The organism is Paenibacillus senegalensis JC66 (genome assembly GCF_000285515.1).
GTDB classification, from domain to species: Bacteria; Bacillota; Bacilli; order Paenibacillales; family NBRC-103111; genus Paenibacillus_L; species Paenibacillus_L senegalensis.
Map to the genome: position 1 here is coordinate 507,958 of NZ_HE610958.1, position 24,514 is coordinate 532,471.

Below are 24,514 nucleotides of genomic sequence, written 5' to 3' on the forward strand. Positions count from 1 at the left end.
CCCCCCAAAGTGAAGAACAGCTGCGAAGCTTATTCAAGTACTTTCGGGGTGCCCCCAGCACAGGATGTCCTGCACTGAAAGCAATATATCCGTAAGAGCGATTAGCTCATATCAATCAACGTTTCGCACACGGTCCTTAGACCGCTGCACTGGCTTTATTACTCACTCATTGTTCAGTTTTCAAAGGGCTGTTGCATTTGCTGTCGCTGTGTGTCAAAGCTTGTCAGCTCAAAAGCGACTTTTATATAGTAGCACGATCTTCTTATCTTTGCAACGGGGACTTTAATTTTCATCTATTCCAATTTTTCAGTCAATTATCTCATTTAGAATAAAAGGACTCTTTATCGAAGAAACAATTCTCCTAAAAGAGTCCTTTTCACACACAGAAACCGTTATTCTCCGCCCAGCAAAGCATAACGAAGGATGATCAGCACTGCTAAAATCCACATCAGCCAATGAATCTTATGCTCCTTGTTCCCCATCAATTGAGCCACTAGAGCAAGCAAGACAAAGGCTACGATACCAAAAGAAATACCATTGGCGATACTGTAGGTCAGGGGCATCAAAACAATTGTCAAGAATGCCGGAATGGCAACGACCATGTCATGGAAGTCAATTTCCCTGATCGACTGGATCATCAGCAGACCAACAATAATTAATGCCGCAGCTGTTGCCGATCCCGGGATTAGTGCGATAACCGGGGCCAGGAACAAGGCGAGCAAGAAGCACACGCCGGTGGCGATAGCTGTCAGTCCGGTACGTCCTCCCATGGCAATCCCCGAAGAGCTCTCAACAAATGCGGTTGTCGTACTTGTTCCAAGCATCGCTCCGCCGCTTACTGCAAAAGCATCAACCAGCATTGCTTTCCCTACGCGCTTACGTCCCTGCTCTTTATCCTTCATCAAGCCCGCCCGGTTTGCCGTACCTACCAGCGTACCGAACGTATCAAACATTTCCACGAACGTAAAGGTCAAAATAACGGATACGATACCTACATTCAAAATCCCCGCAAAGTCAAAGGCTCCAAACTCCAAAGCAGTAAAATCAGGAATCCAGGGAGTTTGACTGCTGCTGATATTCGTCAGATCCACATGACCCATCAGGATAGCGACTAAAGTCGTTCCCAGGATCCCGTATAAAATGGAGCCCTTGACCTTCATCACCATAAGCAGGGAGATCAGGAAGAGACCAACCAGCACCAGTTGAACATCAGGATTGTGCAAACTTCCCATCTGAATGACGGATTCAAAGCTGAGGAGAGGAGTAAACGTACCTGCAGGCACGTCCCCTACTGTTTCAACAGCAATGGACATCAAACCGCTGTTCTTCAATCCGACTATCGTAATAAACAGCCCTATCCCGACTGTAATGGCGTGTTTTAAACTGTCAGGCACAGCCACCAGCAGCATCTGACGGACTCTGGTAATCGTGAGCAAAATAAAAATAATCCCTGAAATAAAGACGGCTGTCAAAGCCATTTGCCAGGTAATCGTTCCATTCGATGAAATGATAACAGTGGCGAAATAAGCATTGAGCCCCATCCCTGGCGCTAATGCCACCGGGAAGTTAACGAAGAACCCCATTGCAATGGTAAAAATACCTGCGGCAAGCGCTGTTGCAAGAAATACCGGATACCATTCCATCCCGGTTTTCCCGAACGCGGTCAGCACGTCTGGGTTAACGGCCAGAATGTACGCCATGGTCATAAAGGTCGTAATTCCCGCCAAAATTTCCGTTCTTACGTTTGTCCCGTTTTGTTTGAGTTTAAAAAAACGATCCATGCATGCTACTCCTCCCAAAATGTGGTTAGAACAACAAAAAAGCTTAAGGCATCGCGACCTCAAGCTTTTCAAAAGAAGACGGGCAAAGCGAAGGCAGAGCTGCTTGTCTACCTTTACAATACCAATCTTTTTTCGTAGCCAGATCATTTACGGTGACCTCGTAGAAACTCCCGAGCCAATTCCCGGGATTATACGAAAACTGTTATTCTCCCCCTCATTTTAGGAGGACGTTTCCGTTCTGTCAACTGTAAACACGAACATTTTTTTCAGAGTGTTCGTTTACGTTCGGATAGCTACAGATTTTTCCATAAAGAACAGGGTATCCTCGTTTAAAAAACTATCGCGTCAACTTGTTCAAGGTATGCTTTCTTAAGGTGTGCTTTCGCTGCCAAAGCCAATATACTGATCGTAGGCATCGAAAATATGACGGGCAATCGGAGCTGCTCCATAGGCGCCAAACCCTCCCTCTGGAACTACAACAGCTACAGCCAACTGAGGATTTTCTGCTGGCGCATATCCTATAAAAATAGCATTTTCCACGGTCTTTCCTGCCACCTGTGACTCGGATGTGCCTGTCTTCCGGTTAAACGAATAAGTAACACCCTCGAAACCGCCCACCTGACTTTTCATCCCATCTCTCAGAACTTTCCAGTAAGCATCCGGGAATGTCTCCTCATTCAACAGCTCCGGCTCAATTTCTTTGATCAGCTCGCCCTCGTAAGTGGTAATCCGGTCGACGAAGAGCGGTTTATACCGTTTGCCTTCATTAGCAAGCATGGCGGCATATTGCGCAAGCTGTAAGGTGGTATAGCGAGCCTCCTGGCCAAAAGAGCCATTAATTAACGGGAATTGTGCTTGCAGCCGCTCAGCGGTATCGTAGTAAAAATAATCACCGGATAATTCACCGGGCAGGCCGCTTTCCGTACTTACACCCAGTCCAAATCTGACCATATAAGAATGCCATACATCCAGCGGATTGGGCACCTTGGTATAGAGTTGATTTCCCACCATTTCCGCCATAAAAGTGTTAGAGGATACTTCAATCGCTCTAGCCGGGGTTATCCATCCAAAAGCTTTGCGATCTGAATTAGGAACCCGGGCGTTGTTATCTCGCCCGTAATAATAAATTCCCTCATCATAATAACGCGTAGTAGGAGTGATCAATTGCTCGTTAAGGCCTACGAGGACGGTTAGCGGCTTTATTGTTGAACCTAAAGGAACCAAGGAAGTCGGATGACGGCCAATCTGGTCCTCAGGTACGTCCGCATATCTTTCCCTGATCGTTCCATTCGTATACTGGTACTGAATTTCCTTCAGCTTATTCTCTAAGATCGTCCCCATCCAGACATTCGGGTCATAGTCAGGCATGCTGGCCATGGCGACCACTTTGCCCGTATTCACCTCCATGGCAACGGCATACCCGGAACGGGCATTGCTTCCGCGCGCATAAGTACGGTTCAGCGGATTCGTATTGAGCATCTTAATATGCTCTGTAATCGCCCTTTGTGCTGCAAGCTGAACTTCATTATGCAGAGAGAGATATAGATTGTTGCCTTTTACCGGGGGGGTAATTTGAACTTCACCGACAATCTGACTGGTTCCGTTGACCGGATAGGTTTTACTCCCATTCTTTCCCCGCAATTCATCCTGATAGAGAAACTCCAGCCCGTCCAATCCTACGTATTCATCATTTAAATAGTCGGACTGCTCTTCCTTGTATTTATTCAGATAGGAGGCTTCCATGTTCATCGCTGTAGAATACGGACGCAGGTAACCGACCAGCTGCACGGCAATTCTCCGTTCATCGTACACGCGTGTGCTTTCTTCTGCCACCTCCAAACCGGGAAGCTCGTCCCGATGCTCGCTGAGATAGGCGATTTCCTCTTTGGTCAGATTAGATTTGATGCGTCTCGGCCAATATAAATATGCCGGCGCTTTCGTCTCCTCACCATGGATATCATACCCGACATCCATCCTCAGCAAAATTTCCTCAGCATTCAACGGCGGCTGCCTAGGGTCTCCCAGCTCGGCAAAAATAGTCTCCAGGCGGTAAGCGAGCGCAATCGTATCCTCCTGCTTATGCCCAGGCTCCAACCGATAAGAAACCGATTGTGTCGAGGTCGTGGAAGCAATGGGAGACTGCTCGCGATCATATATATTGCCGCGAATAGGTGAAATAGTGATGTCCCGGTTCAGACTGTTTTTTTCTACTATTGCCAAGTCCGGCCCTTCGACAAACTGCAGGATAGCTAAACGTACCACAAGCACGGAAAACAATAAAAAGGTAGCGAAAAAGTAAACGTTTAATCGGAGCGAAAGCTTCTTCTTGCGATTCTCTTCTTGCTGCTCATAGTTCGTTAATTCATCAAATTCTGAGTTCATGACAAGCGAATTTTCCTTTCCCTGGACATTCCTTCTTTGTTCATTTTAACCAAAGTGCCGGGAAATCTACCAGGAAATTGACGATCTGTAACGGAAATGTAATGAATGAAATCAGAAAAATACCAGTTGGACTTCCCTATTGTCCGATTGTCAGCTGGTTAAAAAGAGCATAGAGCTGGTTACTTCGATTTCCACTCCGGGCTGACTTCCGCGTGGGAGTACTGGCACGCTAACGCTTGTGAGCCGCCTTATTCCGATATAATTTCCTTATTTCTGGGAATTATATCGGAATAAGATCCTTGATAAGCGTTACATTTTCAGAGCGTCTTTTTTGGACCAAATAAGAACCAGGGCAGGCGTTAGCGCTATCCCGCTGTCACCCCTATCAGGTCGGCGACTTTCCCTCATGCTGAAGTGTTTCCCACTTGAGGACTTCGCGGTACGATTCTTCACACAAACCTCTTACTGCTTTTAAACCGCAGCCGCTAATCAAAAGTCTTATTCCAAATCAAAATTAATCCGAATGATCAATTGGAGTAACTTCGCTTCTTACCCGCTCTCTCCATTTTAATATGTTGGAAATCGCCTGTTCCTCGCCCCCCAAATAGATGTCCTCAATAGTCATCGACCACTGTTTAAGACTCCGTTTGCGGAGTTCATTCGGAGTAGAATTAGCTATTTTGCCTACATGCGATACTAGCTCCCGATTTTTCTTGAGTATATAAGGTGTGTCCCAATCATTATCATAAGCTTCAGTAAATAAACGAACCAAAAGCTGGTACCCTTCGTGTGTAAAATTAGAAGGATGCTGGATCATATAACAAGAGACCAGCCAAAAATGAAGAGCGTACAACTCCGGGTTATTATGTTCCCAAGTAAGGGGAAATCCAAACAAATCATAGCAGGAAAATCCATCGACTCCCCTGGCGCCACACTCCGTGCACCTTCCAGACTCCATTACCGTACTATTGTCTACCATTTGATTTACCTCCGTCGTGCAAAAAATGAAAGCTGCAGATATGTCCCAACAGAATACCCTATCCCCCTGCGTTAGTGTCAATACTAATCAGATAAGCGGGCCCATGCGGATATATCCTCATCCTAATGATACAGAGCTATGTAACAGTGAAGTCACCCGGACCGAAGATGTTTTGAATGGCATTATCGGCTACCGGACCAAATTATTCAAACCACCGTATGGTTTTTTGTACAATGAATTGGTTGGAAGGCTGGCGGAGATGCAATACTTAGTCATCGACTGGTCTTTCGATTCTCTGGATTGGCAGGAAGAAGCCCCTGAAATCATCACCACAAGAGTGCTGGAGACCGTTCAGCCAGGAGGAATCATTCTCATGCATGATGGTGCGGATCGGGATGGAAACCGAACGCCGACTATCGAAGCCCTGCGTCAAATTATTCCAGAGCTGCAGCGCCAAGGCTATCAGTTTGTTACCGTACCCGAGCTTTTGAATGTTCCTTTTGTGAAGTAACGGAAGTTGGTGTTCGCGTTTGAAGTTCATGTATAGAGGGGCATGCGTTTTAATCGGGAGAAAAATTTAGAGCCACCTGCGGGTGGCTCTTTCTTTGCTTATAAAACTCTGCCTTCTTTCTTGACTTTTTCATCCATTCCTGAGCCCATAGCTAACCCTATACCCATTCCAATCGGTAATCCTAATGCAATGTTATCAAAAAGGAGCATGCCAAATAGTAAACCAAAGCTAACTCCAAAAGCCATATACATGCCAATATAGTAGCCCTTCGGCACCAGATTATGCCGCTCCTTTAGATGGGAGGTGAGGTGGTTTATTAGCTGTGTGTGCTCCTTAACGTCATGTTTGGTAAGCTGATCTCCCCTGCCGGCAAGTTGTGCAATATGCTCCTCCAGTTGGATAAAGAACTGATTACATTCCTTACACTCAGATGAAAAGGAATCCAGTCTGTGAATTATTCTCGCAGTTTGCTCCAACGCAAGCTTTTTAGCCCCTTTCGTATTGGCAAGCTCTTCGATTATAGCCTGAAGTCTATCCACCCTCTGTGCTTCCATTGTATCAGCTCCGTCCAATGAGTTCTTATTATGACATACGCATTATATGGGCGTTCGGTTCAAAAAAATAAGAAGGGCATCACCTTTTATCAGTGATACCCTTTTATGACCCAAAAGACTCAGTCTTTTACATTAATTATCTTGCTACTCCCACTCAATCGTGGCTGGCGGCTTGGAAGTAATGTCATACACAACCCGGTTAACATTATCAACCTCATTGACAATCCGGTTCGAAATTCTTTCCAGTACTTCAAAAGGAATTCGTGCCCAGTCTGCGGTCATGCCGTCAATGGAGGTAACTGCCCGCAGTCCAACGGTATAGGAATAGGTCCGAGCATCTCCCATAACGCCCACGCTCTTCATGTTAGGAAGGGCAGTGAAGTACTGCCAGATTTCTCTTTCCAGACCTGCTCTTGCGATCTCCTCATGAAGAATCGCATCCGATTCACGCACAATATGCAGCTTGTCCTCGGTTACCTCACCCAGGACACGGATCGCCAACCCCGGACCAGGGAACGGCTGACGCCATACAATAACTGGGGGCAGCCCGCACTCTTCCCCAACCTTGCGCACTTCATCCTTGAACAGAGCTTTCAAAGGCTCGACCAGCTTAAACTTCATGTCCTCCGGCAATCCGCCCACATTATGGTGCGATTTGATCGTTTGCGCGGTTGCCGTTCCGCTCTCTACAATATCGGTGTACAGGGTGCCTTGGGCCAAAAATTCGAAATCATCGAATTTAGCCGATTCCTCTTCAAACACGCGAATGAATTCATTCCCGATCAGCTTTCTTTTCAGCTCAGGATCTTCCACTCCAGCCAGCTTGCCGAGAAAACGGTCTTTAGCGTCTATTTTCACAACCTTCATATCGAACTTCCCGGCGAAGGTCTCCATTACGCTTTCAGCCTCTCCTTTGCGCAGCAACCCGTGATCGATGAACATACAAGTTAACTGATCGCCGATCGCCTTATGGATAAGCATGGCAACTACAGAAGAATCTACCCCTCCGCTCAAAGCGCATAATACTTTTCCGTTTCCTACCTGTTTGCGGATATCGTTAATCGCGTCATCGATGAATGTTTCCATGCTCCAGCTTCCTTCACACTGGCACACGTTATACAGGAAATTGTGAATCATCTCGTTTCCATAAATGGAGTGGCGTACCTCAGGATGGAACTGTACTGCGTACATCTTCGCTTCCGGACAGCTCATCGCAGCTACCGGGGCATGCTCCGTAGAAGCCTCGATAATAAACTTGTCCGGCAGCTCGATAACCATGTCTCCGTGGCTCATCCAGACCGTCTGCTTCTTCTCCAAACCAAGCATCAGCGCGCTGTCTTGTCTGAACTCAACGTCCGCCTTGCCATATTCACGCTTTTCCGCCCGTTGAACCTTGCCGCCGAGCTGATGCGCCATCAGCTGCATTCCGTAGCAAATTCCCAGCATCGGAAGCCCGAGCTCATAAATAGCCGGATCCACATGAGGGGCGTTTTCTTCGTATACACTGGACGGCCCCCCGGAAAACACAATTCCCTTCGGCTGCAGCTCTTTAATTTTTTCCACCGGGGTGTTATAAGGAAGAAGCTCGCTATACACGCCCAGATCCCGGATTCTCCTGGCAATCAGTTGATTGTATTGTCCGCCAAAATCAAGCACGACTATCATTTCGTTTGGTTTATTCATCGGTACCTGCCCTTTTTATCGTATTAGCGGGCCCGGTTATGGAAGGCCAATCCCGCTCTTCATTAATGAAGATTATTATATAGGAGTGGCGAGAGAGGCGTCAAGAAAAGCAAAACAGTCCTGCCAATGGAACAGGACTGTTCAGGCGTATTGCCCATCACAGGCACATTGCCGACCGACCGCCTACTGCGATCACAAGTATTCTGCCCATTGCTCGCCTACTGTCCATCGCACGCATACCGCCGATCGCACGCGCACCGCCCATCGCACGCGCACCGCCGATCGCAGGCATACTGCCCCTACTCAGCTACCTGCTTTCCGGCTTCGGCTTTTCTCCGGTTTCGCCAAGCCTTTAATGAACGCAAGCCAGGTTCGCCACATCGTTGAGTCCGGCAGCGATTGACTCGGGCGACGGCCGTAGCGCTGCTGTTCGTCCCAGCTTGCCAGCTCCGCCATCCGCTTAGTTTCCTCCTCCGTCAAGCTAAGGGCGCTTACGTATTCCCTTAAGGTCATATGAACCAAGCGCGGCCCTCTTTTCTTATAGAGCCGAAGCCAAAGCTCATCCAAGCGTTTCATCCCGCGTCTAGCCGAACGGGATCTGTTCGGATTCCCGCTTTCTATATAAGCTGGAGAGGTTTGTGACTGTCTGCTTCGCAGCAGCTTCCACCCCCATACAGCCAATATAGCGATCGCGATTCCTGCCGAACATTTGGCTGCTGTGGCTATATGGCTTTTTAGAAAACCAGGAACAGCTTCAACCGGAGCCATTAATAATCCGGCAAGCATGGACCCGAACTGATGGAGCTTCCCGCTCCCAAAGACCCTATTCTCTGAGGCCCCGCCACTAGTACCATCGGCCTCACCGTTAGGCGGCTCTTTCTGCTCGCTTTGACCGGGAAGCATTTCAGCATCAGCAGCGTACTTATTGTCATTTTCCGCGGTCATGTTCAGATTCTCCGCACGAGAAAGCTCGGCAAAGCCCGGAGTCGGCTCGAACGCTACCCAGCCATGCTCCTGCAGGTAAACCTCAGGCCAGGAATGGGCATCGGCATTGCGCACTGTTGCCAAATAGCCGTCTCCCGAGAAGGAGGACAATTCCAGGCCATCAACTCCCGCAGGCTGCGCAGCGCGGATTTCTCCGGGGGCGAAGCCTTTCACCCAGCGGGCCGGCACACCTGCCGACCTCAGTAAAACAACCATAGAGGTCGAGAAATAATCACAATAGCCCAGCGGATGCTCGAAAAGAAAGTAGTCGACGAAATCCTCCCCCGCAGGCGGGACTACTGCCATGTCCAGACTGTAGCTATAGCCGGTGCGAAGGAAATGCTCAATCGCCTTCGCTTTATCATAGTCGTTATCATAGTCGATCGTCAGGTCTGCTGCCAACTGCCGAACGCGCTCCGGGAGTGAGGCGGGGAGCTGCAGATAGGCCTCCCAATCCGTATCCGGGTAAGGCTCATATCCCGAAATCAACAGCTCGCCTTCCCGCTCTGGCAGCATCACTTCCACCGAATATTGCTTTAACGGAGTAGAGGAAGTAAGGACGGACGCCCCGGTGAACAAATCAATGTCCAGGTTTGCCGGATCAGCGGGCTGTCCGTTTTTCAAAACAAGCTCTTCCACCTGACGTATCGTCCCTCCTGCAAACAAGCGGTTAGCCGGAGCCCGTTCGGTCAGAAGCACCTGTTGTACAATCACCCGCCGCCCCTCTTCCGGCTCGGATTGAAGGAGGACAGAAGCTGCGTCATTCTCCAAGAGAGATTCACGGTTAATACTTGCCAGTTCCAAAGTATTCGGAGACTGGCTCCAGCCGCGCCCATCATAATAGTTTCGCGATTCCCCCCGCCAATAGACAACCTCTTCTGTCCAAGCAGCAAAAACAATACCCGAGTCGGGAATTAACGGGCCCCCCAAACTGGAATCATTGCTGGAATAGCCGCTCCTTGCCCCCGCATAGGCGGTCACTCTCACCTCTTCTGCGGACTGCATGGGTGCATCCAGCTTGCGCTTCATCGCTTCCGGCAGAAGATCCGCTAACGCTAAATTCTGGTCTTGGAGCTTCATCGCCTCAGCTACAGAAGGTGCCAGTTGGTACCCTCCCCACCCCGCTCCCATGCATAAAGCTATGACCAGGCCCGCTCCTGCGAGCCAGCCTCTCAGCCAGCGGCCGTGCACGACCGGGATTTGCTCCAACCTGCCCGCCAAAGAAGCCAACGATGCAAGCAGCAGTCCGGCGGCCAATCCTCTGGCCATGGAAGCCGTTGTGTCCAAGCCATAACCCGCATGCAGCAGCAGTAAATAAACAACAGTAAGCAGCGTCAGCCAAAGCATCGATTTCCTTAACAGAACTAGACTATGGAGCACGTAGACCAGCATAGCCATCCCCGCCAAAAACAACAGCGTTCTAGCAGCACCGCTAACCAGCTCCGGCGCTCCCTGCCTTAATGCGTTTATATCTGCCAAAAAAAGATCGGCGAGCGTCACCCACCAGCCATCCAGAGGAAATTGGTGCGGATAATAGAACACCGCAACCCACATAAATACGGATACTCCCTTGACAACTATGTCCAGAGCCGATGGCAGCCGCACCAAGTCAATCGCAAGAAAAGAACCCATAGCCGCTATAAACAAGGGAACATGATACAGCTTGACGGAAGCGGGAAGCTCCCCTAACGGAATAAGCCATTCTCTCAGCAGCAGAAACAACAGCAGTGCCGCCATTGCATCAAGCAGCCATTTTTTCGCTCCAGTAAGCGGGGGGGCAGAATCATCAGGCTCCGAAGCTTGTTCCGGTCGTCGTTCGATCGCCTGTTGTTGGATCGCCCGTTGTTGGATCGGCCGTCGTTCGATCGGTTGCCGTTGTCGATCCAGTTCTTGGAACATAAGTCCCCACCTCCTCACGATGCCGCTGCTTCTGCGTACGCAGGACGCGAATACCTGCTGCTTGAAGACCGTCCAGCCAAGGGATATTGAGCAGCGTCCGCCCAGGCTCCTCCGCATAAATCAAGGTGACCGTCCGCCCCCGATTCAGGCGAACAAGCTTCAGCCTCCTGACCAGCAGTTCGTCTACAGTCGAGCATATATAGATGAAATGACCCGGCGGGGAGCTGGCGCATATGCTTTGGAGCCATTGATCCTCCCAGCCGCTATAACTAGGCTGCAATGCCGCAAGCCACCGCGCTGCCTGGCTCCAGTCCGCTGCCGCAGGCTCAAGCTGGAGTGAAGCTTGTCCGCAAACCATGCGGATTCGGCTGCAGCGGGGCCATTGCTGGAAACTAATACCCGCCGCCAAGCTCACTCTCCATTCAAAGCTGTCTCCTTCGAGCCCATTGGATGGGTCGATGCACAATTCTAAGACTTCGGACCGAGACTCCGCCAATTCGCGGACTTTTAATTCACCGCTCTTGGCTGTCGCCTTCCAATGAATGCGATTATAGGAATCACCATCCACATATCCGCGCAGCTGCGGTGTCCAGTCTTCCTCCGACCGGTATCCTTTAACCGTTAACGCCTCATTCTCGCCGGAGCTAGAATACAGCGAATGCGGAGCGGCAAAGGGGGAGGGATAGACAGTTAGCCACTGCTCCGCACGGAAGCTGCGACGCCGCTGCATCAAACCAAACCAGTCCCCGGCGGCAGCCTCCATTTTTTCCAAACGGTAGATTCCGCGCGGCAGTCCCTGCAAAGGATAGGTGAAAACCACACGAGAGCGAAACCAGGGAAAAAGCAGGCGCCGGATCTGCCTCATCTCCCCTGTGCCTTGATGAACCCAGCAATCCACTAGTTCCAGCCATGGCAGCGGCCAGCGTGAATGGCGTCGCCACTCTCCCTGCACTTCTGTCGTCTCGCAGGGGGATAGACACTCCTTGGAAACGACTCTGCGCATGCTTGTCCCCGCCATACCTAGCCACGGGGTTACGGCGGAATAGAAGAGCAAGCCCCCCAGCACACAGGCGACGAACAGAACGGAGGACTCTGTGCCAACTGCAAACAGAACAAGGCAGAACCCTAGACATAAGACTACCAGCACTACATTCGCCCACCTCATGACGGTCCTGTTCCTTTGCCGATACGCGGCAGGCCTGGAATATGTACTTGATTGACAATCTGGTTTAACAGTCCTTCAGCGTGCTGGCGGTTTATTCTTGCCTCTGCTGTAAGACGCAGCCGATGAGCAACAACAGGAGATAATGTTTGCTTAACATCGTCAGGCAGCACATAGCCTCTCCCCATGAGAAGCGCTCTTGCCTGGGAAGCATGCATAAGCGCTAAAGACGCCCGCGGGCTAGCCCCAAGTGCAATCCACTGGTGGTGTCGGGTGGCTGAGACCAGCTCTACAATGTACTGCTTAACCGATTCATCGACATGGACACTGCGCACCCTGCGCTGAAGCTCCTTAAGCTGCTCCCGTTCAATTACCGGTCTCACCCTGTCTAACGGGTGGCGATCGGGATTTCTCCCCAGCATCTCCGCTTCATGGGCAGCACTTGGATAACCGAGCCTAATACGTATTAAAAAACGATCCAGCTGGGCTTCCGGCAGGGGGTAGGTACCCTCGTACTCTATCGGATTTTGCGTGGCGAGCAGGAGAAACGGGACCGGCAGCGGAAACGTAATTCCATCTACGGAGACATGCTTTTCTTCCATAGCTTCCAGTAAAGCGGATTGGGTTTTCGGTGAAGCCCGGTTGAGCTCATCAGCCAGGACAATATTAGAAAAGAGAGGGCCCTCTCTAAACTCAAATTCATTGGTCTGCCGATTGAGAATGGATACTCCCGTAATATCTGCCGGCAATAGATCAGGAGTAAACTGCAGCCGTTTAAAGCGGCAATCAATCGTTTTTGCCAATGCCCGCACCAGTGTAGTCTTGCCGACTCCAGGCACATCCTCCATGAGCACATGGCCTCCGCAAATCACCGCAATCATCAGCAGTTCTATGGCATCCCTTTTGCCTATGACAGCCTGCTCCATACTTTCTATCATTTGCTGCAGGATTTCTTCCGGCTGATCTGTAAATATCGAACGCCTAATTGTCAAGCTCATCCTGTCGCCCTCCTCACTTAAAGACCTGTTTGTCTAGAATGAGAAGGCTTACAGGCGCCGCAACCCGGCTTTGGCGGAAATACCTCCTCAACTAGCAGCTTTTCACCTGGGTGCATGATCGTTCCCGGGAAAAGGCAAGGCTCTATTTCCTACCATTATTTCCAAATTGCTAGAGCGCTACACCTCGAATGGAAGAGCGATGATATTTTTTTGCAGGATTACTTGGTGGTTTTCCCCACCGATAGTAAAGCCTGTGATCGTATAGCCTAACCATTCGGCTGCCATCCTCAGCCCTACATACACTTCTCCATCCTCGATGAACACGTCGCTTATATAATGCTGCTTAAATCCGTTAAGCCCATCCACAATAATCAGATTGGCTTCAGGTTCAAAGACAGCCTGGCGGGAAAATGTCTGCAGCAGCAGATTCCCCCCCTCTCCATAGCCGGGTAAGCGGCCACTCAAATATTCCGACACAAATGAGAAAGGAACAGCAAAACGATCCCTCTGAAAGCGGTACTGGCCGCTTTCCAAGCTTAAGCTAAGCCCGTTCACGGTTATTTGCAAAGCAGGAGACGCCTGAGCGTCCTCCTTCCAGGATTTGTTCGCATCCGTCTGAGCCTCGCTGGAAGCAAGAGCTGCAAGCTCCTCAGGACCCTTGGAAGGAATATGAGTAGATATGGAAGATGTCCGATAAGGCCCTTGCTCCACCCTTTCCGCTTGCCCGCCTTGTGCTGTCCTGTCTCCCTTGTCTGCCTGGTGGTCCGTCATGGTTTTCATCCAATGTTTGTACTGCGCAAAGGTAAGAGGTTCCCGCTCCCATTTCGATGAACCGATCCGGAACTGAACCGGCCTGGGCTGCCTATCATCTAAAGCAGCAAACGTATAACCTTGCTCCCGATAATAGGCGATAATTTCGGGAAGCGCTTCTACGGTTGCGCTGTGTCCGGGTCCGTCATGCAGAAGAACAACAGCCCGCTCATGCAGGACACTTCTTTTGATATTGTCTATAATTTCCTGCGCGGTTACTCCTTTTCGCTTAGAATCTCCGCTATCCACATTCCAATCGACCACGGTATATCCTGCAGTGCTTAGCAGTTGGTAGTAAAAAGCGTCGAAATTCGTAAAAGTCCCCCCTGGTGCCCTTACCAGCGTTGGGGAAGTTAAAGTTTGACTATGAATAAGAGCCTCGGTTTCAAGCAGCTGTTCCCAGAATCCGCCGAAGCTGGAATAAAGCTCTTCATATCGATGGTTATAGCTATGGTTGCCTAGGGCATGACCTTCTTCTATAATTCTGCTCACCGTATCGGGGGCGCGCTCCACTCTTTCACCGAGCACAAAGAACGTAGCTGGAATCTGCTCGTCAGCCAGAATGTCCAATATCTTCTCCGTATGTATGCTTGGGCCGTCATCAAAGGTCAAATATACCGTTCGTTCCGTCGCTGCGCGGGCTGATTCCGAATCTGCTTCTAAAGCCGCATAGTCTACCCGCTCATTGCGAATCAGCTGCGCATACTCGCTTTTCAGGAGAGCATCATATTGCACCGAGGAATTGGCACAGCCTATCGTAGTAAACAAAGCCTGCACAAACAAGCAGCTGACAAGCATGACCATATACCGGAGCGGGCGACACGGCTTCCTCATCATGATCTTCCTCCCGAGAATCTAGTTTAATCCATGCGTCAATCTTTTAATTCCTTTTAAAAATACTGTTAATAGAATATATATGAGAGAAAACCAGATGTTAGAACCGCCCTATCCTGTACAGACTCTGCCCCAGGTGCTGTGAATCTGCCGCAAATCAATTAAATTAACACCCGGTAAAATCCGTCAAAATAAAGAAACGACTCCTGTTTAAGAGTCGTCTCCCGATAAGTTATAGTAAGAATACAGGCCGGGTGCCTGTCATCCCCTTTTCCGACCAAGCGGTTCGTCCTTTAAATAGGAGCCGCAGGGTTATCCCTGACTTATGTCCGGCTCCCATGCTGCAACCGGAGCAACCTCTTCATTCTCGTATAAGCGGCCCCATATTTTATCCATGACTTTAGTGAGGTTGTCACAGCCGTCTTTATCTTTAGTTTGGTCGCAGAAATATAATGGATGGCCCCCTTCTATTTGGACAACATCCCTTCTCGATGCCGATCCGATAAATGGCAGGCGCCACCATGTCACAACGTCTCCGCTTTCTCTCAAGCAGTACACATCATCCCGCCATTCCGCATGAATGTAGCCGCCAGGTGATCCGACCTGAACGACATGGCGAACAGGATAGCCCTGTTTGCGAAGCATTCGCGCAGCCAAGTAAGCTGCAATACCGCCACCGCTATGTCCTATCAGCAGGATTTCACCCTCTCCGCTGCTGCCATAGTGCTTGCGTATAATGCGGCTCAGATATGCCGCTCTGGGAGAGCGCTCGGCAGGCTGGTACATATCCTGAAACACGTGCCACATCTGTTTGCGAATAGTCGGTTTTAGCTGCTCCCTGGGGATATCATCCATCGTCCCGTACGGATAAAGAGCCTCTGTGTGAGAACAATTCCAGCCATTGTTCCGATAACGCTCCTTAATATGCTTCATGGCTGGACCAAACATATCACCGGATTTCCAAGTGCTGATCCCGGCAACAAAATAAACGGATACTTTAGGCAGGTTAGGGGACAGCTTCCCGGTGCTCGGCGCATCATCTTGCATGTCGGCAATCCTCCCTTCAGGTCTTGATTTGCTGAATTTTTTCCAAAATTTTGTCCAAGTGTCCTTTGATCCGCACCTTTCTCCATTCCTCTAGCAGCTTGCCGTTTTGATCAATTAGAAATGTGGATCTTTCCACTCCCATATATTCCCGTCCATACATTTTCTTCATTTTCCAAACTCCGTATAGGGAGCACACTTCCTTATCCTCGTCTGCAAGCAGTAAAAAGGGAAGGGAGTGTTTGGCGATAAAGGTTTCATGGGAAGTTACCGGATCAGGACTAATTCCTATAATTTCAGCTCCAGCTTCACGGATTTTGGCGGAATAATCGCGAAAATCGCAAGCTTGCTGGGTGCAGGTCGGTGTCATATTTTTAGGATAAAAATAAAGAATGACCAGCTTGCCGCGGAAATCCTTCAGGGAAACATCCCTTCCGTTAGAGCCCGGCAGCGTAAAATCAGGAACAGGCTTGCCTATTTGTAATGTTGTCATGCTAATTTCCCCCTACATATCGTATAATGCTCTTTTTTCTGAAAACCATTCTTTATTTTAGGAAATGCATTTTGGCAGTTTGCAGGTAATTGGCCGGTAAATGTTAACATACATAAAGACTTAAACCGCTAAGTAATATTAATTTTAACAAGTGGTGAGCAAATAATAAAATAGTGCCGCCTTCTGGGCGTTCTGGATGGCGGAGAGCCTCTCTATTAATCTGGCAAACCGTTCTACTTGCGACCGGACAGACGAAAGAACTATAATATAGGATAGATTTTTGTTTCTTGATGTCAACATTTGTCGCCTGCTATTCTAACAGATGTATCAGGAACATAGTAGTTCATACTACTAACTAATCTTAAACTGGATAATTGCGAAACCGCGCTGTGCATAAAGCGCACTCGGAAGGGAGTAATCATGCGCAAAAAAATAAAGTGGATTGTGCTAACCCTTACCGTTCTGATCTTGGGAACAGTTTTTTATTTCGGTTACCACATTTTTACATTCGCTGGTGATATTTATGTTGGGGACGATCCGGATGATCACAAATTTTTCTCCCCTGCGAATCCGACTGAAAATCCTCCTCCACCCAAATGGGAAGGAACAGAACGAGTTAACATTTTACTGCTGGGCGCAGACGCCCGCGACGATGGTGCTCCGGGCAGGGCTGATACTATTATGGTCGCCTCTATTGATCCCGTCAGCAAGAACACCTATCTGTTTTCTATATTAAGGGATACTTATGTTGAAATTGGCAACCGCGGCAAAGACCGTATCAATGCGGCGCTCGTATATGGCGGCCCCAACTTGGCTATGCGAACAGTAAGCGAATTAATGGGCATACCTATTCAATATTATATTTACACCGATTTTAGAGGATTTGAAGCTCTTGTAGATTCAGTCAATGGCGTTGAAATCGATGTTGAAAAGGATATGTATTATTACGACAGCTACGATGATTACGAAATTAATTTAAAAGAAGGGCTCCAGGTACTTGATGGGGAAAAAGCACTGCAATATGTCCGCTTCAGGCACGATAAATTAGGCGACTACACCCGGACAGAACGCCAGCGCAATTTGCTCAATGCATTGGCGCAGAAGATGCAAAAGACTACATCGCTCATCCGCCTGCCTTCTATTTTACAAAGCGTAGAGCCTTATATTGAAACGAATATTTCCAGAAATAATTTGATAAAGCTGGCCGCGCTTGGCTTTGAAGCCAAAACGAGTGACATGGTCACCGAGCAAATTCCGCCGATGTCCCTGCTCAGAGAAACGACAATAAATGGAGCGCAGGTTATTCTGGCAGACGAAGATGACCTTCATCAATATATAGAAGAATTATTTATCCAGCATGAACAAGAGCCAGAAGAAGATACCGAACCGGAGCCCAACAGTATTCCGGGTTCCAGCTCTTCAACGCCAAATCCTAATAACCAGCCATCGGCGCGTTAACGGACAGAGGAAACAGCTGGTCGCAGTTTGTTATAAAGGAGTTTCTATACTATGGAAAAAAAACAATCTGCCGCCTTATATGAGGAGGCATTGCAGCACATTGTCGGAGGGGTTAACAGCCCCTCCCGTTCTTTTAAAGCCGTCGGCGGAGGAGCGCCGGTATTTATGAAGCGTGCCGACGGCGCCTATTTCTGGGATGAGGACGGCAACCGGTACATAGATTATTTGGCCGCTTACGGTCCGATTATACTCGGCCATGCCCATCCCCATGTAACTGAAGCGATTTGCCAGGCTGCCAGGAATGGTGTGCTTTACGGTACGCCGACCGCTCTGGAGAATGAATTCGCCAAAAAACTGAAGGCAGCGATTCCCTCCCTCGATAAAGTGCGCTTCGTCAATTCCGGCACCGAGGCAGTGATGAGTACAATTCGTGTAGCCAGAGCCTATACCGGTCGCTCCAAAATTATTAAATTCGCCGGCTGTTATCACGGTCATTCCGATTTGGTGCTCGTCGCTGCCGGATCGGGTCCCTCCACACTCGGCAGTCCGGATAGTGCCGGGGTTCCAGCTTCCATAGCTCAGGAGGTCGTGACCGTTCCCTTTAATGATCTGAGCGCTCTCGAAGAGGCTTTGCGCCATTGGGGAGACGAGACTGCGGCCGTTATGGTAGAGCCAATTGTCGGCAATTTCGGGATGGTCATGCCGAAGCCCGGCTTTCTTGAGGGCTTGCGCGAGCTGACCCATCGATACGGAGCGCTGCTGATTTACGATGAGGTGATCACCGCCTTCCGCTTCCATTACGGGGCGGCTCAGACTTATCCGGGCATCCTTGGGCCCAGTGAGTCCGGCAGCTCCTCCTATGAAGCAATTGAGCCTGATTTGACAGCGCTAGGAAAAATTATCGGCGGAGGGCTCCCCATAGGCGCTTATGGAGGCAAGCAGCATGTGATGGACCAGGTTTCCCCGCTTGGCCCCGCTTATCAGGCCGGAACGATGGCCGGCAACCCGGCTTCTATGGCGGCAGGACTTGCCTGCCTTGAAGCATTAAGCGATCCGAATGGCTATGAGCGAATGGAAAGGCTGGCGTCACGGCTTGCCGATGGAATAGCGAGGCTTGCCGCTGAAGCGGAAATCCCCTTGACGGTTAACCGGATAGGAGGAGCTTTCTCCACCCACTTCTGCGCACATCCCGTCACCAACTACGCGGAAGCGCAGGCTGCCAGCGGCGAACAATTTGCCCGATTCTTCAAGCTTATGCTCGACCAGGGTATATGCCTCGCTCCATCTAAATATGAAGCCTGGTTTTTAACTACCCGCCATACGGAGGAAGACATTGATTTTACACTGCAAGCTGTCGAGTCCGCATTTCAAAAAATGGGCTAAACCCGAACATTCCTTTACAAAACCATTACAATTAAAAGTCTCATCCTGCTGCCCTAAAGCGGTGGGATGAGCTCCTTCACACCTCTTTTTTTCATCTCATTAGGGGGTAAGAAATGCATCGCTGGGGCTGAAACACTCACCCGCCTTCCGTCACCCGACCAAGACAATCCTCCCTGTTGGATATCCCTTACAGCAAAGTTACATTAATAACAGCTATAAAAAATATTATTCAACTTTTATACATATCTTTAAAAAAAGAGCGCTTACATCAGGCTATCCAAAATGTTCACTATTGTCTGATTAACAAAATCGTGTTATTCTTTATTAACGCTAATTATCGATAAAGTTTCGACTGCACCACGTAGTATCCTCACCTTTTGGGACACCTTCCTCGTCCCGATTTCCTAGCAATGTTTCAGCGTCTCTTCAAGGCAGGGCCCCTTCGTTTGAAGAGGAATGCTATACATTAAATTGAATTTTTATACACATTTCTTAACAGGAGGTGACGGTCAGATTTCTGACCCAAAGCAATGAATAGAGCTATGATTAATGAAAGTCGATTTCAAAATTTGCTAGAAGTCGAACATGACAGCTGTGGTATCGTTTGCGTCATTGAGAAGGATGGAAACCCGTCTTCACAAAACATTCAAAAAACGATTGATGCACTGGTCAAGATGGAGCATCGTTCGGGTTTTATCCACGGTGAAGGAGACGGCTGCGGAATCCTGACCGACATTCCGAAAGCACTGTGGAAGAAACGCTTAAGTGATGCCGGACTGGACGAGGCTCTTGCGGATCGCGAGCAATTTTCTATAGGCCATATTTTCGTGCCGCGCAAGCTGGACATTTCCGTAACCGAAATTCAGCAGGGCATCCGAAGATTATTCGAAGAGCACGGCGTATCCATTCTGTTGGAGAAAGAGAATGAAGTCGACAACAGTGTGCTTGGACCAAACGGACTGAATGATGAGCCAACCTTCTGGCAAATTGCCGCCTTGTGCGAGAAAGAAGGCGTCAACACAGCCGACCATTTGTATAACCTGCATATTGCGATTGAAGAGCAATACCACGTACACGTAGCTACGCTGAGCAACACCACTGCAGCATATAAAGTTATGGGTGCCGCAAGCATTCTCCCCAAGTATTTTAATGATACCCGTGATCCTCTGTTCGCCGCTCAGGTAACAATCGGACATAACCGCTACTCGACAAATACCTTGTCAAACTTTTTCCGTGTTCAGCCGTTTTCCTTGCTCGGCCATAACGGGGAAATCAACACCGTCAAGAAGCTGCGCTATGAAGCTGAGATGGTCGGCGTTTCTCTAGTGGACGGCGGAAGTGACTCCCAAGATATGAACCGGACGATCGAGCACTTTATTCATCGTCACGGAATGAGCCTGTTTGAAGCTATGGAGCTTATCTTCCCGCCGATCATTAATGAAATGAAGCACTATCGTCCAGAGCTTCAGGATTTATACGTTTATTATCGCCAAATTTGGGGGCATTACGCTCAAGGGCCTGCCGGTATCGTATCCCGTTACGGCAACGAATGCGTCTTCAGTGTCGATGCGCTTGGCTTGCGCCCGGTATGGATGGTAGAAACCGAGCAATCTCTCTACTTCTCATCGGAGCAAGGTGTGGTCACCGTAGAAGAAATGGAAGCAGAGCCAAAACCGATCGCTCCTGGCGAAAAAGTTGGGGTAGTGCTGACTCCAGGCGAACACATTCAAGTTATCCCTTACCATGCTATTCAAGAGCAAGTGCTTGAGCGCGCAAAGAAAAAAGTTGATTTCAGCGGTTACCGCAAGCATTTGTCCTATGAATCGGTTGGAATCGAAGCGGAAGCAGCGGATCGCGTAACGGCCAGCGATAATATGTACAGCGCTTTTGGCTGGGATCGCCAAGGCATTCAAATGATAGAATCAATGTCTACAACAGGTGCAGAGCCTATCCGTTCTTTGGGCCATGACGGACCACTGGCAAGCATTCACTGGGAAAGACAGAACATTCCTGATTTCATTAAGGAAAGCGTCGCTGTCGTTACCAACCCGGCCATTGACCGCGACCGCGAAACCGAGCATTTCTCTACCCGTGTCGTTGTCGGTCCTCGTCCGGCAATCTATGGCCAATCGGTGAGCAAGCTCAGCATAGAGCTGCTGACTCCGCTTGTAGTAGAAGGCTCTTATGGTCTGAATAGTGAAAAAGATCTTCAACAGCCTTCTTATGAACAACTGCTTGGCTTTTTCCAAACTCAAGGAACACAAGCGGTTGCTGTGCTGCCTTTATACTATAAACGCGGCAGCTCGCTTCGTGAAAGTTTGCAGCAGCTGGCTGAGCAAGCCGTTAAAGCGGTAGAAAACGGTGCCCAGCTCCTCGTACTGGATGACGAAGGAGTGCACACCGAGGATCGCTTGTGGCTGGATCCTCATTTGGCCGTGTCCGCAATCGATATTGCTCTGCGCAACGTAAAGCTGGGCGATGGCGACAATCTTCGCCGCCGTACCTCCATCGTTCTGCGCTCTGCCGGTATACGGAACCTGCATGACATTATTGTCGCCTGCGGTCTTGGCGCAGATGTCATCTCTCCTTACCTGCTATTTGCCACAGCGGCAAACAAATCCGGTGCAGAATCGGTAGTGAAAGTTCATTCTGCCCTGACTAAAGGAATGGAGAAAGTCATCTCCACGATTGGAACTCATGAACTGCGCGGATATACCCGCTTCTTCTCCGCTATCGGACTGAAGCCGGAGATCGCTGAAGTTCTGGATATCGTCAGCTACCTGGGCAGCGAACAAGCGGGAACAGGCTTTGCCCGGCTGGAGCAGGATGCGGAAGCACGTTACGAAAGCTTCGCGGATCCGAAAGCGAAAGCGGGCCGCAATTTCCACTTCTTCGCAAGAATGTGGAAAGCGCTCGTGGAAGCAGCTTCCGGTACTTCTCCATACGAGGATTACCGTGACAAGCTTCGTGAAGAGGAACAGAAGAACCCAATTTCGATCCGCCATGTTGCCGACTTTAATTATGAGAAGGCGCTGGAAGGACGCAAGCAATTGGATCCTGCCCAGGTTGACATTTCCGTTGGCGATCATGATCTGCCGATGCTGATCTCCTCCATGTCGTTTGGTTCCCAAAATGAAATTGCTTTCCGTGCTTATGCGGAAGCCGGGGAACGCCTGAACATGGTAACGATGAACGGCGAGGGCGGAGAAATTAAAGACATGCTCGGCAAGTATAAAAGAACACGGGGTGCCCAAGTAGCTTCCGGCCGCTTCGGAATCAACGTTGAGCTGGCCAACTCTGTGGCGTTCCTGGAAATCAAGATCGGTCAAGGGGCTAAGCCTGGCGAGGGCGGTCATCTTCCGGGTACGAAGGTTACAGCCAAAATCGCCGCTGCCCGTAATGCAACTATTGGTTCTGACTTGATTTCTCCTTCGAACAATCATGATATTTATTCGATCGAGGATCTAGCGCAAATCATTTCCGAGCTTAAAGAAGCAAGTGGCAGAAAAGCAAAAATTATCGTCAAAGTTCCGGTTGTTCCGAATATCGGAACCATCTCCGTCGGGATCGCCAAAGCAGGCGCCGATGTGATTACGCTCTCCGGCTTCGATGGAGGCACAGGTGCCGCCAGGGTCCACTCCTTGACTCATGTCGGTCTGCCGACGGAAATCGGCACCAAGCTTGCGCATGTTGCATTGATCGAAGCAGGCTTGCGCCATAACGTTGAGCTTTGGTCGGATGGCGGTATGAAATCCGGTGCCGACGTTGTCAAAATGATGATGCTTGGCGCAAACCGCTGCGGATTCGGTACACTGTCCATGCAGGCCATCGGTTGTACAGCTTGCCGCGGCTGTCATCTCGACACTTGTCATGTCGGTATCGCAACCCAGATCGATTCTATGGAAGAGGCAGAAGAGAAAGGCTTGCGCCGTTTCGTGCCTCGTGAATACGATGTAGCGGTTGACTCCCTTGTTCGCTTATTCAGCAGCATGGGCAACGAGATCCGTGAAATCGTAGGCAAACTCGGCTTCAAGAGCGCACAAGACCTGGTAGGCCGATCGGACCTTCTGCATCAAGTTGCTCAGCATGACCGGATGGATCTGTCCGACCTGCTTCGTCCGGCTCCTATCCAGTTCATCTCCGCAGAGCAAGGAGCCCAGGAAGCAGCAGTGTCCAGCGTGCCTTCTTCGGATATCCGCCTGGCTGCCGGGGCTGAGACTCAGGATTTCTTCCCGGATTCCCTGTCCTTCGACGCTCCGGTGGAAAGAACCTGGTCCCGCGTTTCGGCTGAAACCCGTATTATCGGAAGCCGTTACTCCAGTCACCGCGTTCGCGGCCATCTGGACGGCAGCCATGACAGCCTGCCTGGAGTGAAGCTTCAGCTGGTTGACGGATCCGTTCCCGGTAATGGTCTGGCCGCCTTTAACGCTCGCGGTGTAGACATTACGGTATTCGGCGGAGCCGAGGATGGTGTCGGTAAAATGGCTAATGGCGGTAAGATTGCCATTCTCAAAGCACAGAACAAGCACAAAACATTCATCAATGGCTCAGTAGGTAAATCCTTTGGGTACGGAGCGCAAAAAGGGTTGTTCCTCGTCCAAGGAAACGCCGACACCCGCGCATGTATTCGTTTCTCCGGTGCCGATGTCGTATTTGGCGGAGAAATCACTCAACCGCTGCAGGATGAACTGGGTACGATCGCCAGCCGCGCTAATTTGAAGGGCTTTGCCTTTGAATACATGACTAACGGCCGTGCTGTTGTTCTTGGCGATCCAGGACCTTGGATCTGTGCGGGTATGACCGGGGGCGTTATTTATCAGCGTATTATCCCGGAGATGGGCTTGGACGAAGCTGCTATTCAGCGCCGTATTGCTAAAGGTGCTAAAGTCAGCATCGAAGCTCTCGATGAGAAAGCCATTGCCGACCTGAACGAGCTTCTCGGTATTTACCGGCAAGAGCTTGCAGACTCCGGACAGTCCGAGGCAGCTGCGGCGATTGACCGCCTTCTGTCCAATCTGACTGCAAACTTCGTAAGAATCGCTCCGGTACAGCTGCAAGCTGACCAATCGGTAGCTACCGAGTAACCCAGTAATATAGCCTTTTGGGAACAGACCTTCGACAATTCAAATCAACCTAGACCTCAAGGCGATGTTGGATAAGCTACAGAGTTCACGGAATGATATATAGCGTCATTAACTACCACAAAAGTGGGGCTGTCCAGAAAGTCCCCAAAATAAAAGTTGGGCGGAAAAACATATCATAATGTTTTCCGTCCAACTTTTTTTGTCATTTTGTTTTTGTAAGCAGCGAGGCGGATGCCTGCTGCTTTCAGTAGGTTGTGGGCCAACGCCACAATCCCAAACTCAACATGAATCCTGTCTGAGCAATCTCGGGTAATCGTACCTTAATCACATAACTTGTACGACATTTCGTCTAGGGATTATTGCAGCTCCTTAATAGCTTAAAGCCCTGCTTTGTACGCAAACACGTTTGCAAATCTCGAATAATAGCAGAAAAAGCCGTCCAGCCAACGCAGATATGCTCTGCCTGGAGGACGGC

Annotated in this window: 15 protein-coding genes and 1 riboswitch; of the genes, 4 read left to right on the forward strand and 11 right to left on the reverse strand. The window is 49.7% G+C overall.

Features of this window, described 5'->3' with window-relative positions; genetic code table 11:
- Positions 1-392 precede the first annotated feature (392 nt).
- The 3 genes from PSHG_RS10745 to PSHG_RS10755 all read right to left on the reverse strand — a co-directional run bounded on the left by PSHG_RS10745 (position 393) and on the right by PSHG_RS10755 (position 5,142).
- A complete protein-coding gene (locus PSHG_RS10745) occupies positions 393-1,781 on the reverse strand; it encodes an NCS2 family permease (RefSeq protein ID WP_010272666.1) in 1,389 nt (462 codons plus the stop codon).
- A gap of 115 nt (positions 1,782-1,896) precedes the next feature.
- Positions 1,897-1,997, reverse strand: a riboswitch (purine riboswitch).
- A 153-nt stretch (positions 1,998-2,150) separates the two neighbouring features.
- The gene (locus PSHG_RS10750; RefSeq protein ID WP_010272668.1) at positions 2,151-4,163 is read right to left on the reverse strand and encodes a peptidoglycan D,D-transpeptidase FtsI family protein; all 2,013 of its coding nucleotides are present in this window, start codon (positions 4,161-4,163) and stop codon (positions 2,151-2,153) included.
- Between the two features lie 514 nt (positions 4,164-4,677).
- Complete coding sequence (locus PSHG_RS10755; RefSeq protein ID WP_010272670.1) at positions 4,678-5,142, reverse strand: DUF5946 family protein; 465 nt, start codon at positions 5,140-5,142, stop codon at positions 4,678-4,680.
- 103 nt (positions 5,143-5,245) lie between these two features.
- On the opposite strand from PSHG_RS10755, the gene PSHG_RS27280 reads away from it, so the two are divergent.
- The gene (locus PSHG_RS27280) at positions 5,246-5,653 is read left to right on the forward strand and encodes a polysaccharide deacetylase family protein (protein WP_010272672.1); all 408 of its coding nucleotides are present in this window, start codon (positions 5,246-5,248) and stop codon (positions 5,651-5,653) included.
- 98 nt (positions 5,654-5,751) lie between these two features.
- Here PSHG_RS27280 and PSHG_RS31460 read toward each other — a convergent pair whose 3' ends face one another.
- The 8 genes from PSHG_RS31460 to bcp all read right to left on the reverse strand — a co-directional run bounded on the left by PSHG_RS31460 (position 5,752) and on the right by bcp (position 16,114).
- Entirely contained in the window at positions 5,752-6,207 is a 456-nt protein-coding gene (locus PSHG_RS31460; protein WP_010272674.1) for a hypothetical protein, read from the reverse strand.
- Between the two features lie 144 nt (positions 6,208-6,351).
- Positions 6,352-7,890: a glutamine-hydrolyzing GMP synthase gene (guaA, locus tag PSHG_RS10770; RefSeq protein WP_010272675.1), complete on the reverse strand. Its 1,539-nt coding sequence runs from the start codon at positions 7,888-7,890 to the stop codon at positions 6,352-6,354.
- Positions 7,891-8,193: 303 nt separating this feature from the next.
- Positions 8,194-10,773: a transglutaminase-like domain-containing protein gene (locus tag PSHG_RS10775; RefSeq protein ID WP_010272676.1), complete on the reverse strand. Its 2,580-nt coding sequence runs from the start codon at positions 10,771-10,773 to the stop codon at positions 8,194-8,196.
- Positions 10,661-11,920 (reverse strand): DUF58 domain-containing protein, encoded by a 1,260-nt coding sequence (locus PSHG_RS10780; RefSeq protein WP_157213446.1) that lies wholly within the window; start codon positions 11,918-11,920, stop codon positions 10,661-10,663. The genes PSHG_RS10775 and PSHG_RS10780 overlap by 113 nt, the downstream gene beginning before the upstream one ends.
- Before the next feature lie 14 nt (positions 11,921-11,934).
- Positions 11,935-12,933, reverse strand: a complete 999-nt coding sequence (locus tag PSHG_RS10785) for an AAA family ATPase (protein ID WP_010272678.1) — start codon at positions 12,931-12,933, stop codon at positions 11,935-11,937.
- Positions 12,934-13,110: 177 nt separating this feature from the next.
- Entirely contained in the window at positions 13,111-14,580 is a 1,470-nt protein-coding gene (locus tag PSHG_RS29325; RefSeq protein ID WP_081505109.1) for a polysaccharide deacetylase, read from the reverse strand.
- 309 nt (positions 14,581-14,889) lie between these two features.
- Positions 14,890-15,624 carry an esterase/lipase family protein gene (locus PSHG_RS10795; RefSeq protein WP_010272680.1) on the reverse strand — a complete coding sequence of 245 codons (735 nt, stop codon included), beginning with the start codon at positions 15,622-15,624 and terminating at the stop codon, positions 14,890-14,892.
- A gap of 16 nt (positions 15,625-15,640) precedes the next feature.
- The gene (bcp, locus tag PSHG_RS10800; protein ID WP_010272681.1) at positions 15,641-16,114 is read right to left on the reverse strand and encodes a thioredoxin-dependent thiol peroxidase; all 474 of its coding nucleotides are present in this window, start codon (positions 16,112-16,114) and stop codon (positions 15,641-15,643) included.
- Between the two features lie 420 nt (positions 16,115-16,534).
- Here bcp and PSHG_RS27290 point away from each other — a divergent pair, with 420 nt between their 5' ends.
- The 3 genes from PSHG_RS27290 to PSHG_RS10815 all read left to right on the forward strand — a co-directional run bounded on the left by PSHG_RS27290 (position 16,535) and on the right by PSHG_RS10815 (position 24,039).
- Positions 16,535-17,572 carry an LCP family protein gene (locus PSHG_RS27290; RefSeq protein WP_010272683.1) on the forward strand — a complete coding sequence of 346 codons (1,038 nt, stop codon included), beginning with the start codon at positions 16,535-16,537 and terminating at the stop codon, positions 17,570-17,572.
- A gap of 51 nt (positions 17,573-17,623) precedes the next feature.
- Positions 17,624-18,955, forward strand: a complete 1,332-nt coding sequence (locus tag PSHG_RS10810) for a glutamate-1-semialdehyde 2,1-aminomutase (protein WP_010272684.1) — start codon at positions 17,624-17,626, stop codon at positions 18,953-18,955.
- 542 nt (positions 18,956-19,497) lie between these two features.
- Positions 19,498-24,039, forward strand: coding sequence for a glutamate synthase-related protein (locus PSHG_RS10815; RefSeq protein ID WP_010272685.1), 4,542 nt, complete (start codon positions 19,498-19,500; stop codon positions 24,037-24,039).
- Positions 24,040-24,514: the final 475 nt, after the last annotated feature.